Annotated in this window: 15 protein-coding genes; 10 read left to right on the top strand and 5 right to left on the bottom strand. The window is 51.9% G+C overall.

The window, feature by feature from the left end; all coding sequences use genetic code 11:
• Positions 1-2 precede the first annotated feature (2 nt).
• The 3 genes from cyoA to ACLJR2_RS09165 all read right to left on the bottom strand — a co-directional run bounded on the left by cyoA (position 3) and on the right by ACLJR2_RS09165 (position 3509).
• On the bottom strand, positions 3-959 hold the full coding sequence (cyoA, locus tag ACLJR2_RS09175) for a cytochrome o ubiquinol oxidase subunit II (RefSeq protein WP_001239448.1): 957 nt from the start codon (positions 957-959) through the stop codon (positions 3-5).
• A gap of 452 nt (positions 960-1411) precedes the next feature.
• Complete coding sequence (gene ampG, locus ACLJR2_RS09170; RefSeq protein WP_000098479.1) at positions 1412-2887, bottom strand: muropeptide MFS transporter AmpG; 1476 nt, start codon at positions 2885-2887, stop codon at positions 1412-1414.
• 43 nt (positions 2888-2930) lie between these two features.
• Positions 2931-3509 (bottom strand): lipoprotein, encoded by a 579-nt coding sequence (locus ACLJR2_RS09165; protein WP_001537832.1) that lies wholly within the window; start codon positions 3507-3509, stop codon positions 2931-2933.
• Between the two features lie 303 nt (positions 3510-3812).
• Between ACLJR2_RS09165 and bolA the strand changes: the two genes are divergently transcribed.
• From bolA to fadM, 9 genes are all read left to right on the top strand, one after another.
• Entirely contained in the window at positions 3813-4130 is a 318-nt protein-coding gene (gene bolA, locus ACLJR2_RS09160) for a transcriptional regulator BolA (RefSeq protein ID WP_000973433.1), read from the top strand.
• A 346-nt stretch (positions 4131-4476) separates the two neighbouring features.
• Positions 4477-5775 (top strand): trigger factor, encoded by a 1299-nt coding sequence (gene tig, locus ACLJR2_RS09155; protein ID WP_001198407.1) that lies wholly within the window; start codon positions 4477-4479, stop codon positions 5773-5775.
• A 246-nt stretch (positions 5776-6021) separates the two neighbouring features.
• Positions 6022-6645, top strand: coding sequence for an ATP-dependent Clp endopeptidase proteolytic subunit ClpP (gene clpP / locus ACLJR2_RS09150; protein WP_000122257.1), 624 nt, complete (start codon positions 6022-6024; stop codon positions 6643-6645).
• 251 nt (positions 6646-6896) lie between these two features.
• Complete coding sequence (clpX, locus tag ACLJR2_RS09145; protein WP_000130314.1) at positions 6897-8168, top strand: ATP-dependent protease ATP-binding subunit ClpX; 1272 nt, start codon at positions 6897-6899, stop codon at positions 8166-8168.
• Positions 8169-8353: 185 nt separating this feature from the next.
• Positions 8354-10708, top strand: a complete 2355-nt coding sequence (gene lon, locus ACLJR2_RS09140; protein WP_001067723.1) for an endopeptidase La — start codon at positions 8354-8356, stop codon at positions 10706-10708.
• 190 nt (positions 10709-10898) lie between these two features.
• Positions 10899-11189, top strand: a complete 291-nt coding sequence (gene hupB, locus ACLJR2_RS09135; protein ID WP_254888479.1) for a nucleoid-associated protein HU-beta — start codon at positions 10899-10901, stop codon at positions 11187-11189.
• 290 nt (positions 11190-11479) lie between these two features.
• The gene (gene ppiD, locus ACLJR2_RS09130) at positions 11480-13351 is read left to right on the top strand and encodes a peptidylprolyl isomerase (protein WP_000969434.1); all 1872 of its coding nucleotides are present in this window, start codon (positions 11480-11482) and stop codon (positions 13349-13351) included.
• Positions 13352-13500: 149 nt separating this feature from the next.
• Positions 13501-13875 (top strand): helix-hairpin-helix domain-containing protein, encoded by a 375-nt coding sequence (locus ACLJR2_RS09125; RefSeq protein ID WP_000680325.1) that lies wholly within the window; start codon positions 13501-13503, stop codon positions 13873-13875.
• 103 nt (positions 13876-13978) lie between these two features.
• A complete protein-coding gene (gene fadM, locus ACLJR2_RS09120; protein WP_001194543.1) occupies positions 13979-14377 on the top strand; it encodes a long-chain acyl-CoA thioesterase FadM in 399 nt (132 codons plus the stop codon).
• Positions 14378-14482: 105 nt separating this feature from the next.
• Here fadM and queC read toward each other — a convergent pair whose 3' ends face one another.
• Together queC and ACLJR2_RS09110 are read right to left on the bottom strand one after the other, a co-directional pair.
• A complete protein-coding gene (gene queC / locus ACLJR2_RS09115) occupies positions 14483-15178 on the bottom strand; it encodes a 7-cyano-7-deazaguanine synthase QueC (RefSeq protein WP_000817202.1) in 696 nt (231 codons plus the stop codon).
• Positions 15179-15242: 64 nt separating this feature from the next.
• Positions 15243-16943, bottom strand: coding sequence for an SgrR family transcriptional regulator (locus ACLJR2_RS09110; protein WP_001238162.1), 1701 nt, complete (start codon positions 16941-16943; stop codon positions 15243-15245).
• A 100-nt stretch (positions 16944-17043) separates the two neighbouring features.
• Here ACLJR2_RS09110 and cof point away from each other — a divergent pair, with 100 nt between their 5' ends.
• Positions 17044-17862, top strand: a complete 819-nt coding sequence (gene cof, locus ACLJR2_RS09105; protein WP_000113030.1) for an HMP-PP phosphatase — start codon at positions 17044-17046, stop codon at positions 17860-17862.
• Positions 17863-17999 lie beyond the last annotated feature (137 nt).

The following is a 17999-nucleotide window of genomic DNA, read 5'->3' as shown; positions in this document are numbered from 1 at the left end:
CCTCAACCCTTGGAGTTGGCGGATTCCGCGTGGCTCATGTCCATACCTTCCATTCCTTCATGCGAGCTGTGCTCACCTTCAGGTTGGGTCATGTCCATGCTCTTACCGTGGTCCATGAATTTGTTAATAACGTCCTTGAACAAATCTGGTTTCACGCTGGAGAAATATTCCACCTTGTTGTACTCGCTTGGCATAGCCACTTTCTCGAACGCCGCCATATCATTCATGGTGTTCGGAGACTGCTTCGCTTTTGCGACCCATTGGTCGAATTCTGCGCGGTCTTTGGTGGCGATAGCTTTAAACTTCATACCAGAGAAGCCCGGGCCGCTATAGCTGGCGGAGATGCCATCGTAGGTTCCGGGTTCGTTGGCGATCAGATGCAAACGTGTTTGCATACCGGCCATGGCATAAATCTGGCTACCCAGACGCGGGATAAAGAAGGAGTTCATCACGGAGTTGGAGGTCACTTTGAAATAAACCGGCGTGTTCGCCGGGAAGGCGATCTCGTTGACGGTGGCGATACCCTGCTCCGGATAGATGAAGAACCATTTCCAGTCCATGGAAACCACTTCGATGGTGATCGGTTTTTCGTCATGCGCCAGCGGCTTGCTTGGTTCAAGCGCGTGCGTGGTTTTCCAGGTCAGTACGGCAAGGAAAATGATGATCAAGATAGGCACCGTCCAGACCACAGCTTCCACTTTATTGGAGTGTGACCAGTTCGGGCTATACTTCGCATCCTTATTACTCGCGCGATACTTCCAGGCGAAACCAACAGCCATCAAGATGGCGGGAATAACGACGATCAACATCAGGCCAAATGCCGTCAGTATCAGCGAACGTTGCTCCAGTCCAATCTGTCCTTTGGGATCCAGCAGCGCAGAATTACAGCCACTGAGTAATGCAGTGCCTGCAATTAATGACAACCATCCCAAACTTTTATTGTATTTCCTGAGTCTCATTTAACGACCTCAATTCCACGGGACCTGGTGGCGTTTAAAGTGTAGGGGCATTTTACGGTAAGGTTGCATTACTGTAAACATGATTGGTTCTGTGTTACCAAGTTCTGCCGCGCATGTCACATATGTTGCCAAGTATGTCGAAATAACTTTAAGACACTGTTGAAACTTTGCGTTATAACGGATGAGGTCTGTAAGTGGGATGTTGAGGGATAATTGGTATAACCAATGTAAAAATAAAACAATTACTTAACAATTTATTATCAATGAAAGGACAATCAACGGCAGAAATTTAAATTTAATCGGCTGAATCGTGTAAAGAAAATAGGTAGCGTAGAAATTACCAATAATTTCCAAAATTCTGTTGCGCACAAAAAGACAAATATATTTTTTATCAATTGATGGTTATTTAGCCGTTATAATTCCGGGTCGTTATTACAACGGCAAATAATGTTTTAGAGCAGGCGTGTTTTTCGTAGCGCCAGGTAATCCAGTAACCCGCCAAAGACAATGCCGCACACGGCAACCGCTACCGCAGTCTCAAGCAATCCGGACAGGAATGAGAAGTTAGTGTAATCCAACGCGTTCATGGTCAGCAGGAGTACCCACACCGCCAGCAAAGCGACGCCCGCGAGCAGGATTGAAAGCGCGAAATTGTAGGCGCCACGGTATTGCGTGCGGGGAATGAAACGCTCGCTCTGCCAGCTATATTCCAGCGTTTGCCGACAGACCAGCAACAGTAACAGCCCGGGAACGGCGGCGACAACTGAGAAGAGGTAGAATGTCGGCCAGCCGTGCGCTTCAACGAACCAGCCCGCTACGGGACCAACATAAACGCGGCCTACTGCGGAGAGGGCCGACAGTAGGGCAAACTGTGTTGCGGAAAACGACTTATTACATAGCGTCATTAATAAGGCGACAAAGGCGGCAGTACCCATCCCGCCGCACAGATTTTCGAAAAAGACCGCCGCGCCCATGCTGAACATGTTTTTATCGGTAATGGAGAGCAACCAGTAACCGGCGTTGGACGCGCCTTGCAAAATGCCGAAAATCAGCAGCGCGCGAAACAGCGAAAGACGCTGCATTAATATGCCGCCGTATAACGCGCCGACGATCGTCGCCAGCAGGCCCAGCGTTTTATTGACCACGCCGACTTCGCCGGCGTCAAAGCCGACGCCGCGAATCAAAAAGGTGGTGGTCAGGCTCATGGCGAAGGCGTCACCCAGTTTATAAAGCACAATGAGCAGTAAAATCAGCCAGGCGTTATTACGGCCAAAGAAATCGCGTAGCGGCGCGACGACGGCCTGTTCCAGCGATTTCGGGGACGGGATAGTATCGGTCGGTTCCGGCGCCAGTAAGGTGGCGATAATGCAGGGGATCAGCAATGCCGCCATCAGCCAGTACATGCCCTGCCAGCCGAGCCAGCGATCGGCCAGCCATAGCGCCAGTCCGCCGGAAACCAGCATCCCCAACCGGTAGCCAAGCACGCTGATTGCCGCGCCAGCGCCGCGTTCTTCTGCGGGTAAAACATCGGTTTTCCAGGCGTCGAACACGATATCCTGCGAGGCGGAGCAAAAAGCAATCACCACCGCCAGCGCCGCCATCCAGCGTAGCTGCGTGCCGGGTTCAAGAAAGCCCATCGCCGCAATCGCCGCCAGTAACAACAGTTGGGTGGCGAGTAACCAACCGCGACGACGACCTAAAAAAGGCGGCGTGTAGCGGTCCATCAGCGGGGACCAGAGAAACTTAAACACATAGGCCTGACCAACCAGCGAGAAGAAGCCAATCGTTTTAAGATCGATATTCTCGACGGTCATCCACGCCTGTAGCGTACCGGAAGTGAGCGCCAGCGGGAGGCCGGAGGCAAAACCCAATATCAGCAGAATGGCTGAACGCGGTTGCTGGAAAATACGTAAATATTGACTTGACATAGGCATCTACAGACCCGGCTTCTGCCGGGTCTTGTTGTTGCTATTAACGGGCGTTTTGCTTGATAAAATCGTGAATACTGGTGTCCTGAGACATATCAGCAATGGTATCGGTCAGAACGCTGTTTACCGCGTCGGCAATATTCTGGTTAGAGGCCTGGAACGCCCCTTCAATAGAGTAGTTGGCGCGATAGTTTTTGGTCATCTTGCTGCCATTTGCCGCGGTCGCAATAATCGCGATATCCGCTTTGGTCGCGATGTTGTAGCGCACGCTGCCCTGGGAAACATCAGCATACAGTTGGTTAACAATAATCTGCAGATTAACCGCGCCGTTAGGCCCGATCATATAGCCCCGCGCCGTCATCTGTTTTTCCAGGACTTCTTGTAACAGGAAGCGTAAATCGCGGGAGGCGGTTAACGTTACCAGCTGGTTGTTACGCGTGACTTTCGCTAACGCCTGATCCTGGCGCTGGTCCGCGCCGGTAATGCTAACGGTGACGCCCATCAGGCTCGGGTCCTGCTGTGGCAAGGTGATCTTCGGCGCGACGTCAATGGTCGTCGGCGGTGTGGCGCATCCTGCCAGCATAAACAGAGCGACTAACGGAAAGAGAAGTTTTTTTAACATATTCAGGCTCTCAATGACGCTTAAAACGTGATAGGTAAAAATTCCCGCCATCATAACACCGCTAACGGCGAGGGGAAGTGGTCAACGCAGGTAAATTCGTCGTAATGTCCGATTTGGTATTGATAACGGCGCGAGCGGGGATTTTGAGCGCTAAAAGAATGATTAAGGCAGTAAACTTCATACGTTTGACTGAAATAATCAGACGAAAGCTAAATTTTTGTTGTCATGCTGTAATGGAAACGGTAAAAGCGGCTAGTATTTAAAGGGATGGGTGACATCACAGCGTTGTCGGAGGAGATTTTCATGATGATACGTGAGCAAATAGAAGAAAAATTAAGGACAGCGTTCGACCCCGTGTTTCTCGAAGTTGTGGATGAAAGCTATCGTCACAATGTTCCTGCAGGATCGGAAAGCCATTTTAAGGTCGTGCTGGTGAGCGATCGCTTTACAGGCGAACGTTTTCTTAATCGTCATCGGATGATTTACGGTACGTTAACGGCGGAACTCTCCACAACCGTACATGCGCTGGCACTGCATACTTATACCCTCAAAGAGTGGGAAGGGTTGCAGGATACTATCTTCGCGTCGCCTCCTTGTCGCGGCGCGGGAAGCATCGCGTAGCAAAACGGATTTGCAACTACCTCCGCTTTTCCAGTATGTTGCTACAGAATTATGTGAAAACGGCCTGCGGGCCGTTTTGTTTTGTCTGAATTTTGAGCGTGTCGTACAGTATTCAGACAAAAATTAGCCGAGAATTGTGAAAACCGCCGCAGCATCGCACAATCACCGTTCTCGACTCACAAAAGTGATGCCGCTATAATGCGCCGTCTTATATATGAACGTCTTCGGGATGATTCTGACGACAGGGAATGTGATTGATTATGAGAACATCCCGGTTCCGCGAAGCAAATAGCACGTGCTTGCGGAGTAGAGTTGACCGAGCACTGTGATTTTTTGAGGTAACAAGATGCAAGTTTCAGTTGAAACCACTCAGGGCCTTGGCCGCCGTGTAACGATTACAATCGCTGCTGACAGCATCGAGACCGCTGTAAAAAGCGAGCTGGTCAACGTAGCGAAAAAAGTACGTATTGACGGCTTCCGTAAAGGCAAAGTACCGATGAATATCGTCGCTCAGCGTTATGGCGCTTCTGTTCGCCAGGACGTGCTGGGCGATCTGATGAGCCGCAACTTCGTTGACGCGATCATCAAAGAAAAAATTAACCCGGCAGGCGCGCCGAACTATGTTCCGGGCGAATACAAAGTGGGTGAAGACTTCACTTACTCCGTCGAGTTTGAAGTCTATCCGGAAGTTGAGCTGACCGGCCTCGAGTCCATCGAAGTTGAAAAACCGGTTGTTGAAGTCACCGACGCTGACGTTGATGTGATGCTGGACACCCTGCGTAAGCAGCAGGCGACTTGGAAAGAAAAAGACGGCGCTGCTGATGCGGAAGACCGCGTGACCATCGACTTCACCGGCTCTGTAGACGGCGAAGAGTTCGAAGGCGGCAAAGCGACCGATTTCGTTCTGGCGATGGGCCAGGGTCGTATGATTCCGGGCTTTGAAGACGGCGTTAAAGGCCACAAAGCTGGCGAAGAGTTCACTATCGATGTGACCTTCCCGGAAGAGTACCACGCTGAAAACCTGAAAGGTAAAGCGGCTAAGTTCGTTATCAACCTGAAGAAAGTTGAAGAACGCGAACTGCCGGAACTGACCGAAGAATTCATCAAACGTTTCGGCGTTGAAGATGGTTCCGTAGCCGGTCTGCGCGCTGAAGTACGTAAAAACATGGAACGCGAGCTGAAAGGCGCGGTGCGTAACCGCGTTAAGTCTCAGGCGATCGAAGGTCTGGTAAAAGCTAACGACATCGACGTACCGTCTGCGCTGATCGACAGCGAAATCGACGTTCTGCGTCGTCAGGCTGCGCAGCGTTTTGGTGGTAACGAGAAACAGGATCTGGAGCTGCCGCGCGAACTGTTCGAAGAACAGGCTAAGCGTCGTGTAGTTGTCGGTCTGCTGCTCGGCGAAGTCATTCGTACCAACGAGCTGAAAGCGGACGAAGAACGCGTTAAAGGCCTGATCGAAGAGATGGCGTCTGCTTACGAAGATCCGAAAGAAGTGATTGAGTTCTACAGCAAAAATAAAGAGCTGATGGACAATATGCGTAACGTCGCTCTGGAAGAACAGGCTGTTGAAGCGGTTCTGGCAAAAGCGAAAGTGTCTGAAAAAGCCACTTCCTTCAATGAGCTGATGAACCAGCAGGCGTAATTTTTCGCGTTAAAAGCACGAAATTTGCACAAAAACCCGTCACCTTTCAGTGACGGGTTTTTTTTGTCACGCATTTTGCATGGTAAGGGTGCGAAAACCGCGTTTCAGTGTTAGCGTTAGAGCAAAAGATTGTTATGCTTGAATTATGGCGATGCCGTACCCATTACAGAGGGACTGGCTGATAATCCGTCCATCAGGTTACAATCAGTACAGCAGGTTTTTTCAATTTTTATCCAGGAGACGGAAATGTCATACAGCGGAGAACGAGATAATTTGGCCCCTCATATGGCGCTGGTGCCGATGGTCATTGAACAGACCTCACGCGGTGAGCGCTCTTTTGATATCTATTCTCGTCTACTTAAGGAACGCGTCATATTTCTGACCGGCCAGGTCGAAGACCATATGGCTAACCTGATCGTGGCGCAGATGCTGTTCCTGGAAGCGGAAAACCCGGAAAAAGATATCTATCTGTACATTAATTCTCCTGGCGGCGTAATTACTGCGGGGATGTCCATCTATGACACCATGCAGTTTATTAAGCCAGACGTCAGCACCATTTGTATGGGACAGGCGGCCTCTATGGGGGCGTTTCTGCTGACTGCCGGGGCGAAAGGCAAACGTTTCTGCTTGCCGAACTCTCGCGTCATGATCCACCAGCCGCTGGGCGGCTACCAGGGCCAGGCGACGGATATTGAAATTCACGCCCGCGAAATTTTGAAAGTAAAAGGGCGCATGAATGAACTTATGGCGCATCATACGGGTCAATCTCTTGAGCAGATTGAACGTGATACTGAGCGCGATCGCTTCCTCTCCGCGCCTGAAGCGGTAGAGTACGGTTTGGTTGACTCAATTTTGACCCATCGTAATTGATGCCCTGGACGCAAGTGTGCCGCTATACACTTCATCCTTCACGCTACCTCGGTGTTGGCTGTTAGCGCGCCTCCCGGTGACTTACTTATGTAAGCGCCTGCGGAGTCGCCGAGTTGCCGCCTTGATGTAGCTCGAATGATTTTGTGTATATACTAATGAAGGGCGGCACAACGCTGATTAGCGGCTTGCGCCTGAGAATGGCATTTGCGTCGTCGTGTGCGGCACAAAGAACAAAGAAGAGGTTTTGACTCATGACAGATAAACGCAAAGATGGCTCGGGCAAATTGTTGTACTGCTCTTTTTGCGGCAAAAGCCAGCATGAAGTGCGCAAGCTGATTGCCGGTCCATCCGTGTATATCTGCGACGAATGCGTCGATTTATGTAACGACATTATTCGCGAAGAAATTAAAGAAGTTGCTCCGCACCGTGAACGTAGTGCGCTGCCGACGCCGCATGAAATTCGTACTCACCTGGACGATTACGTTATCGGCCAGGAGCAGGCGAAAAAAGTGCTGGCGGTGGCGGTCTATAACCACTACAAGCGTCTGCGTAACGGCGATACCAGCAATGGCGTCGAGTTAGGCAAAAGCAACATTCTGCTGATTGGACCGACCGGTTCCGGTAAAACGCTGCTGGCGGAAACGCTGGCGCGCTTGCTGGATGTGCCGTTCACTATGGCGGATGCAACCACGCTGACCGAAGCGGGTTACGTGGGGGAAGACGTCGAGAATATCATTCAGAAACTGTTGCAGAAATGCGACTACGACGTGCAAAAAGCGCAGCGTGGGATTGTCTACATTGATGAAATCGATAAGATTTCGCGTAAATCAGACAATCCGTCCATTACCCGCGATGTTTCCGGCGAAGGCGTACAGCAGGCGTTGCTGAAACTGATCGAAGGCACTGTCGCCGCGGTTCCACCGCAGGGCGGTCGCAAACATCCGCAGCAGGAGTTCTTACAGGTAGATACCTCTAAGATTCTGTTTATCTGCGGCGGCGCGTTTGCCGGTCTGGATAAAGTGATCGCTAACCGTGTTGAAACCGGCTCCGGCATTGGTTTTGGCGCGACGGTGAAAGCGAAGTCCGACAAAGCCAGCGAAGGCGAGCTGTTGTCGCAGGTTGAACCGGAAGATTTGATCAAATTTGGTCTGATTCCTGAGTTTATCGGTCGTCTGCCAGTGGTAGCGACGCTGAACGAACTCAGCGAAGAAGCGCTGATTCAAATCCTGAAAGAGCCGAAAAACGCCCTGACCAAGCAGTATCAGGCGCTGTTTAACCTGGAAGGCGTCGATCTGGAATTCCGTGACGAAGCGCTGGACGCTATCGCCAGGAAAGCAATGGCGCGTAAAACCGGTGCCCGTGGTCTGCGTTCTATCGTCGAAGCGGCGCTGCTGGATACCATGTACGATTTGCCATCTATGGAAGACGTCGAAAAAGTGGTGATCGACGAGTCCGTTATTGCCGGTCAGAGTAAGCCGTTGCTGATTTACGGCAAACCGGAAGCGCAGGCTTCTGGCGAATAATTAAACATTCATACAATCAGTTAGCCAAAAAAGGGGGGATTTTATCTCCCCTTTCGTTTTTCCTGTAAACACGCCGTTGAATGTGTGGGAAACATCCCCATATACTGACGTACATGTTATAGGTGGTATGGAGCACAGCTATACTATCTGATTACCTGGCGGACACTAAACTAAGAGAGAGCTCTATGAATCCTGAGCGTTCTGAACGCATTGAAATCCCCGTATTGCCCTTGCGCGATGTGGTGGTTTATCCGCACATGGTCATACCCTTATTTGTAGGGCGGGAAAAATCTATCCGTTGTCTGGAAGCGGCTATGGACCATGATAAAAAAATCATGCTGGTCGCCCAGAAGGAAGCATCAACGGATGAGCCGGGTGTAAACGATCTTTTCACCGTCGGGACCGTGGCCTCTATTTTGCAGATGTTGAAACTGCCTGACGGCACCGTAAAAGTGCTGGTCGAGGGGTTACAGCGCGCGCGTATTTCCGCGCTGTCTGACAACGGCGAACATTTCTCCGCGAAGGCGGAGTACCTTGATTCGCCAGCCATTGATGAGCGAGAACAAGAAGTGCTGGTGCGTACCGCTATCAGCCAGTTCGAAGGCTACATCAAGCTGAACAAAAAAATTCCGCCGGAAGTGCTGACGTCACTCAATAGCATTGACGACCCTGCACGTCTGGCTGACACCATCGCCGCGCATATGCCGCTGAAACTGGCGGATAAACAGTCCGTACTGGAGATGTCCGACGTTAACGAACGTCTGGAATATCTGATGGCGATGATGGAATCTGAAATTGATCTGCTGCAGGTTGAGAAACGCATTCGCAACCGCGTGAAAAAGCAGATGGAGAAATCCCAGCGCGAGTACTATCTGAACGAGCAAATGAAAGCGATTCAGAAAGAGCTTGGCGAGATGGACGACGCGCCGGACGAAAACGAAGCGCTGAAGCGTAAGATCGACGCGGCGAAAATGCCGAAAGAGGCGAAAGAGAAAGCGGAAGCGGAACTGCAGAAGCTGAAAATGATGTCTCCGATGTCGGCGGAAGCGACCGTGGTGCGCGGCTACATCGACTGGATGGTGCAGGTGCCGTGGAATGCGCGTAGCAAGGTCAAAAAAGACCTGCGTCAGGCGCAGGAAATCCTCGATACTGACCATTATGGTCTGGAGCGCGTGAAAGACCGCATCCTTGAGTATCTCGCGGTTCAAAGCCGTGTAAATAAAATCAAGGGGCCGATCCTGTGTCTGGTGGGGCCGCCGGGGGTAGGTAAAACCTCGTTGGGCCAGTCCATCGCTAAAGCAACAGGGCGTAAATACATCCGTATGGCGCTGGGCGGCGTGCGTGATGAAGCGGAAATCCGCGGTCATCGCCGGACTTACATTGGCTCTATGCCGGGTAAACTGATCCAAAAAATGGCCAAAGTGGGGGTTAAAAACCCACTGTTCCTGCTCGATGAGATCGACAAAATGTCTTCTGACATGCGCGGCGATCCGGCTTCCGCACTGCTGGAAGTGCTGGATCCGGAGCAGAACGTGGCGTTCAGCGATCATTACCTGGAAGTGGATTACGATCTCAGCGATGTGATGTTTGTCGCCACTTCCAACTCCATGAACATTCCGGCGCCGCTGCTGGATCGTATGGAAGTGATCCGTCTGTCCGGTTATACCGAAGACGAGAAGCTGAATATTGCTAAACGTCACCTGCTGCCGAAGCAGATCGAGCGTAACGCGCTGAAGAAAGGCGAACTGACGGTCGACGATAGCGCGATTATCGGTATTATCCGCTATTACACGCGTGAAGCGGGCGTGCGTAGTCTGGAGCGTGAAATCTCCAAACTGTGCCGCAAAGCGGTTAAACAACTGTTGCTCGATAAGTCGTTAAAACATATCGAAATTAACGGCGATAATCTGCACGACTACCTCGGTGTGCAGCGCTTTGATTATGGCCGCGCGGATAGCGAAAACCGCGTAGGTCAGGTGACGGGCCTGGCGTGGACGGAAGTGGGCGGCGATCTGTTGACCATCGAAACCGCCTGCGTACCGGGCAAAGGCAAGTTGACCTACACCGGCTCGCTCGGTGAAGTGATGCAGGAATCCATTCAGGCGGCGCTGACCGTGGTGCGCGCGCGCGCGGAAAAACTGGGTATTAATCCGGACTTTTACGAAAAACGCGATATCCACGTTCACGTGCCGGAAGGCGCAACGCCGAAAGACGGTCCAAGCGCCGGTATCGCGATGTGTACCGCGCTGGTTTCCTGCCTGACCGGTAATCCGGTGCGCGCAGATGTGGCAATGACCGGCGAGATCACGCTGCGTGGTCAGGTGTTGCCGATCGGCGGCCTGAAAGAAAAACTGTTGGCGGCGCATCGCGGCGGGATTAAAACGGTCTTAATTCCATTCGAAAATAAACGTGACCTGGAGGAAATTCCGGACAACGTGATTGCCGATCTGGATATTCACCCGGTTAAGCGTATTGAGGAAGTTCTGACGCTTGCTCTGCAAAACGAACCGTCTGGAATGCAGGTTGTAACCGCAAAATAGTGACCTCGCGCAAATAGCGCTAATAAAAACAGGGCTGGCAGGCTATTTCGGACTTGCCAGCCTTTTTTTGTATAGCTAATTTAGATGGTTGATTGGGTCTGCCACCATTAACGGGTGTTGTAAGGGCGTGGCAGGCCTGATATAACTGCTGCGCGGTCGTACTTCGAAGGATTCAGGTGCGATATAAATTATAAAGAGGAAGAGAAGAGTGAATAAATCTCAACTGATCGAAAAAATTGCTGCAGGGGCTGATATCTCTAAGGCTGCGGCTGGACGTGCGTTAGATGCGATTATTGCTTCTGTTACCGAATCTCTGAAAGAAGGGGATGACGTTGCACTGGTAGGCTTTGGTACTTTTGCTGTTAAAGAGCGTGCTGCCCGTACTGGTCGCAACCCGCAAACAGGTAAAGAGATCACCATCGCCGCTGCCAAAGTGCCGAGTTTCCGTGCAGGTAAAGCGCTGAAAGACGCGGTAAACTAAGCGTGATCCCCTCGGGGGATGTGACAAAGTACAAGGGCGCATCAACTGATGTGCCTTTTTTATTGGCGATTCGGGACTTTCTGTGCGTTGCGGGCTGACAATTGCCCTCGTTTCTTGTCACAATAGGCTTTTGTGCGCCGCGTTCAGAAAATGCGATGCGCGTGAAGTCTCTATACGCAAATCATTCAGGTTGCGTCGACGCGGCGACTGAGCGAATCACTCGGTAGCCAGCGGAGAAGCCGCCTGAAAGATAAAGTGTAAAGTCACCTACAGCGGAGTGTGGTTACACCATGATGGACAGCTTACGCACGGCTGCAAACAGTCTCGTGCTCAAGATTATTTTCGTTATCATTATCGTGTCGTTCATTTTGACCGGCGTTAGTGGTTACCTGATTGGCGGAAGCAATAACTACGCCGCAAAAGTGAATGGCCAGGAAATCAGCCGGGCACAGTTTGAGAATGCGTTTAATAACGAACGTAACCGTATGCAGCAGCAGTTGGGCGACAGGTATTCTGAACTGGCGGCCAACGAAGGTTATATGAAAAGCCTGCGCCAGCAGGTGCTGAATCGTCTGATAGATGAAGCGCTGTTGGATCAATATTCCCGCGAACTGAAACTGGGCATCAGCGATGAGCAGGTAAAGCAGGCGATTTTCGCCACTCCCGCTTTTCAGGTGGACGGTAAGTTTGACAACAACCGCTATAACGCGATTGTGAATCAGATGGGAATGACCGCCGATCAGTACGCTCAGGCGCTGCGTAACCAGCTTACCACTCAGCAACTGATCAACGGCGTGGCCGGTACTGATTTTATGCTGAAAGGGGAAACCGACGAACTGGCGGCATTAGTCTCTCAACAGCGCGTGGTGCGTGAAGCCGTTATTGATGTCAACGCGCTGGCGGCGAAGCAGCAGGTAACCGATCAGGAAGTGTCCAGCTACTACGATCAGAATAAAGTCCGCTTTATGACGCCGGAACAGTTCCGCGTAAGCTATATCAAGCTGGATGCCGCGACGATGCAGGCACCGGTCAGCGATGCGGATATTCAGGCCTATTATGACCAGCATGTAGATCAGTTTACTCAGCCGGAGCGTATTCGTTACAGCATTATCCAGACCAAAACGGAAGATGATGCGAAAGCGGTACTGGATGCGCTGAACAAGGGCGAAGATTTCGCCACGCTGGCGAAAGAGAAATCTACTGATATCATCTCTGCGCGTAATGGCGGCGATATGGGCTGGCTGGAAGAGTCTGCCACGGTGCCGGAACTGAAAAACGCCGGATTAAAAGAAAAAGGCCAGATATCTGGCGTGATTAAGTCGTCTGTCGGTTTTCTGGTGGCGCGTCTGGATGATATTCAGCCTGCCAAAGTGAAACCGTTAAGCGAGGTTCGCGACGACATTGCCGCGAAAGTGAAACAAGAAAAAGCGCTGGATGCTTACTATGCGTTGCAGCAGAAGGTGAGCGATGCGGCAAGCAACGACAATGAGTCGTTAGCAGGCGCTGAACAGGTCGCTGGCGTAAAAGCGGTTGAAACCGGCTGGTTTAGCCGTGACACCTTACCGGAAGAGCTGAACTTCAAACCGGTAGCCGATGCTATCTTTAATGGCGGTCTGGTGGGCGAAAACGGTACGCCGGGGCCGAATTCAGACATTATCACCGTGGATGGCGACCGGGCTTTTGTCGTGCGCGTGAGCGAACATAAACCTGAAGCCGTGAAGCCGTTGGCAGAAGTGAAAGAACAGGTCACTGCCCTGGTGAAGCATAACAAAGCGGAACAACAGGCGAAGCTGGATGCGGAAAAACTGCTGGTCGAGCTGAAAGCGGGCAAAGGCGCGGAAGCGATGAAAGCGGCGGGTCTGAGTTTTGGCGAGCCTAAAACGTTAAGTCGTACCAGTCAGGATCCGGTGAGTCAGGCGGCCTTTGCGTTAAGCCTTCCGACGAAAGATAAGCCAGTTTATGGCGTGGCGAACGATATGCAGGGTAACGTCGTTCTGCTGGCGTTTGACGAGGTGAAAGCGGGCGCCATGCCGGAAGCGCAGAAAAAAGCGATGGTGCAGGGCATCACGCAGAACAATGCGCAAATTGTCTTTGAGGCGCTGATGAGCAATCTGCGTAAAGAGGCGAAAATCAAAATCGGCGACGCTCTGGAACAGCAGTAATCGTCGAGGCGCTTCGCAAAAAATTGCAAAACGTTGTATCCCACAAAGGCCGCTTTCGCGGCCTTTTCCATTTCTGAGAATTGCCGTTTGTTCGTTTTTCTCCGTCCCGCTATCGTGGCTGCACTGTTAACAAACAAGGAGAAAACAGTATGAAACACGGAATTAAAGCACTGCTTATTACGCTTTCTTTAACCTGCGCGGGCATGGCCCATAGCGCGCTGGCGGCGACGCCTGTCGCAAAAAATGCAGCGGTGGAAACAAAAGCGGATACGCCTTCTTCATCCTCCGCCAAAGCGGAATTACCTGCTAAAGCCAGCGATGATGAAGGTACCAGGGTGAGCATTAATACCGCGTCTGCGGAGGATCTGGCGCGGGTGATGAACGGCGTTGGGCTGAAAAAAGCGCAGGCTATTGTGAGCTATCGGGAGGAGTATGGTCCTTTTAAAACGGTGGATGATTTAAAGCAGGTGCCGGGAATGGGAAGCGCGCTGGTGGAGCGTAATCTGGCAGTTTTAACATTGTAATCACTTGCACAGTGGCAAAAATTTGCCAGACTGTAGAGGTCATACCAGTTATGACCTCTGTACTTGTCGTTTACTTATAACAACAACGTAAGGTTATTGCGCTATGCAAACACAAATCAAAGTTCGTGGATATCATCTTGATGTTTATCAACATGTTAATAATGCCCGCTATCTGGAGTTTCTGGAAGAGGCCCGTTGGGATGGGCTGGAAAACAGCGACAGCTTTCAGTGGATGACGGCCCGCAATATTGCCTTTGTGGTGGTAAACATCAATATAAATTACCGTCGTCCGGCGGTATTGAGCGATCTACTGACCGTGACCAGCCAGGTACAACAGCTTAACGGTAAAAGCGGCGTATTAAGCCAGACGATTACGCTGGAGCCAGAAGGGCAGGTGGTGGCCGATGCGCTCATCACGTTTGTTTGTATTGATTTAAAAACGCAAAAAGCGCTGCCGCTGGAAGGCGAATTGCGTGAAAAGCTGGAACAGATGGTGCAATAACGCCTCGCTGTCTGATGGCGTTGAACTTGTCCGGCCTGGCGATATTGACCATGGTGCATATCGCCAGGCCGGATAAGGTGCATGCGCCGCCATCCGGCAAAACAATCACCTTAACCCGGTTTTTTGCTTCATTGCAGTCATCACCGCCGCTTTATTCGACAGATAATGATTCAGGCCGTTAGCGCGCAGATTACAGGCCGCGCAATGACCACAGCCATCGCCTTTAATGCCGTTATAGCAGGTCAGCGTCTCTTCGCGAACCAAATCCAGTTGGCCCCAATAATCGGCCAGCGCCCAGGTTTCAGCTTTATCAATCCACATTAAGGGCGTTTCGAAACGGATATCTTTCGCCATGCCCAGATTCACCGCGTGATTCAGCGCTTTGACGAACTCATCGCGACAGTCTGGATAGCCGGAAAAATCGGTCTCGCAAACGCCGGTGATCACCGCTTCGGCTTTGACCTGATAAGCGTAAATCGCCGCCAGCGTCAGAAAGAGAATATTGCGTCCCGGTACGAAAGTATTGGGTATACCGTCAGCGTTCGGTTCATAGTCCGGCACCGGAATGCTATCCCGCGTCAGGCTGCTGACCGCCAGTTCGTTCAGCAAAGTGACATCCAGCACTTTATGCGCGCGTGCGCCAAGTTTTAACGCCAGTGCGCGCGCGACATCAATCTCTGCGCGGTGGCGCTGACCATAATCAAACGTGACACAATGCACTTCATCATACTGATGCCGCGCTTGCGCCAGACAAGTGGTGGAGTCCTGACCTCCACTAAATACAACAACGGCGCGTTTCATAGTTATCCTGATCAATGACGAAAGCCAATATGGTAACGCGTACGGATAATCCCGACCAGCTTCTTCACGGCGAAGGCGGCGGAAGCCAGGCTTCGCTAAATTCAAACCAGCCGCGAGGGGTCAGTCGAACGCCGTTAACGCCCGGTGGGGCGCTGATGCGATAGTGATAATTAAACAGCGGCGTAAGTGTGGCGTCATCCATCAGGTTGGCAAAAACTTGTTGTAGCGCGGCGCGGCGATCTTTTTCATTGGGCTGAATTTGCAGAGCGTCAAGCGTAGCCTGCAGATGGGAAAACGCAGGCGCGTCCAGGACATGCGGCCAGATCTGATCGCAACGTAGCCACTGCTCCAGCGTATATTCCGGCGCTTCGCCGATCAGCCTGTCGCCCATCATCAGATCCGCTTGCGCCAACGCAGGGCAGTTATCCCAGTTTTTGGCATTATGAAAAATCAACGTTAACTCACAGCCGAGCGTCGCCAGGTAATGTCGAAGCTGTTCCGCCATCGTATGCAGCTCTACGGGAAGGTGATACGCCAGGGTAAGTTTTTTCGGCAATGGGGTTTCATCAACGTCCTGCCATTGCGGGATTGTCCAGCCGGGTAGCAGCCCCTGACTTGGCATAATCAAGTTCTCATCTACCGGCAAGGTTTTCAGCAGCGAAGTATGATGGATAATATGTATCAGACGCCGCGCCTGCTGTACGTTGAGCCGTGAGCCCTTTTTGAGGGTTAAATAACAAAAGCCAAGACTGATACCACTACTTACCTGACTCAGCGTCGCCAGCTCTTCCGGTTTGCCGATGGCAATCTGCACCGGATGGCGGCAACTGGTGCCCAGATCCTGGGCAAACAGTTGCGGGGTGATCCAGAATTCAATCGCTTTCAGCAGCGGATGGCTGAGGTGATAATGGTCATGACTTTCCAGACGCACCAGTTCCGGCGTGAACAACGCCAGGCGAAAAGGACCGGTGCCGATAAGCGGCAGGTCAGGATGCGCCAGACCGCTACAATAGCTCGCCAGACGATGCGCCAGCCAGTAATCAGGTCGGTGAAGGAGAAAGGTCAGGCACTGAGGATGCGTTACTTCGATCCGTGCGACGCTAATAAACAATTTGCTTAGCGCCGGTAGGGTAAGCAGCCTTTCCAGGCGTTCGTGTAGCTGCGCGGTATCCACCGCATCGCCATTATGCCAGTGCAGCGTGGAGCGAATATAAAAATCCCAGCGTAAACCGTCGGCGGAAACCTCCCAGTGATGCGCCAAATCCCCGCAAGGATATTGGCTATCGCGGTCGAAGCGCGTTAACCCGGAAAAAACTTGCCCTGCGAGATGCTGTTCCGCGCGGCCTGGCAGGAAACCCGGCTGCAGCGGATCAAGCGGACGATAGTAGGGAATACGCAATGTCGGCGTATCGTTTTGCCATTGGCCGCCCATAAAAGGCTGGAGCATCGCCCGTAACTCGCCCGGCGCCAGCTGCGCCAGTTCCAGTACGTTGAGCTGCTGCCCTTTTTCCAGCGCCTGTTCCATCATGGCGGTGCGGAGCGATTCCGGCGTGACCAGAAACTGGAGCCGTCCACGTTTCCCGCGCCCGGACTGCGCCTCCCATCTTAGCCAACCTGCCTGCTGGGCCTGACGCAGCAGCGTTCGCAGATGGCGCTCGCTACAAAAACAGCGTTCGGCCAGTTCGCTAACGGTGACATGTTGCGTTTCCCCGGCGGAAGGCTGCCAGAGGCGTTGATATTGATTAAGTCGATTCAGTAGCCTCATAGAAACCCGGAACACTTCCTTTTATCTGTTCACTATTACTTCCGTATATCTCAGGTAATACTGAACAACAAGTTAACCGCGTCACAGTGTGGAGAAAGAGATGGCCCGTCTGGCAGCATTTGATATGGATGGCACGTTATTAATGCCCGATCACCATTTGGGTAGAGAAACGATCGCCACGCTGGCGCGTCTGCGCGAACGCGATATCACCCTGACATTCGCTACGGGTCGTCATGTGCTGGAGATGCGGCATATTCTGGGGACGCTTTCACTGGATGCTTATCTTATTACCGGTAACGGGACGCGAATTCACTCGCTGGAAGGCGACGTGCTGCATCGTCAGGATCTCGATCCTCAGGTTGCCGATACGGTGATGCACCATGCCTGGGATACCCGAGCCAGTATGCATGTGTTTAATGACAACGGCTGGTTTACAGGCCAGGAGATCCCCGCGCTACTCCAGGCGCACGTCTACAGCGGCTTTCGTTATCAGGTTATCGATATAAAAAGCATTCCGGCCCATCAGGTGACGAAGATCTGTTTTTGCGGCGATCATGACGATCTGATCCGTTTGCGCATTCAGCTCAATGAGGCGCTGGAAGAACGCGCGCACCTCTGTTTCTCTGCCGTCGACTGCCTGGAAGTGCTACCGCTGGGGTGCAATAAAGGATCGGCGCTGGCGGTATTGAGCAACCATTTAGGGCTTTCACTGGCAGATTGCATGGCGTTTGGCGACGCGATGAACGATCGGGAAATGCTGGGCAGCGTCGGGCGGGGGCTCATTATGGGCAATGCCATGCCGCAGCTTATCGCCGCGCTGCCACACCTTTCGGTTATCGGACATTGTGGTAATCAAGCGGTATCACACTTTTTGACGCATTGGCTGGACAATCCGCATCTACCTTATTCCCCCGAATGAGAGATCTCTTCCAGCAAGCCAGACATTCAGTCTGGCTTTTTTTTGTCTATGGAAAACCCCCAGCTAGGCTGGGGGTTCCGGAAAGCTTTCAGCTTTAAGCCAGTTATTAAAACCCCTTTTGATTTGTTAAAACATCT

The organism is Salmonella sp. SAL03688, assembly GCF_046551895.1.
GTDB lineage: Bacteria > Pseudomonadota > Gammaproteobacteria > Enterobacterales > Enterobacteriaceae > Salmonella > Salmonella enterica.
This window is presented reverse-complemented; position numbering and strand designations above follow the sequence as displayed.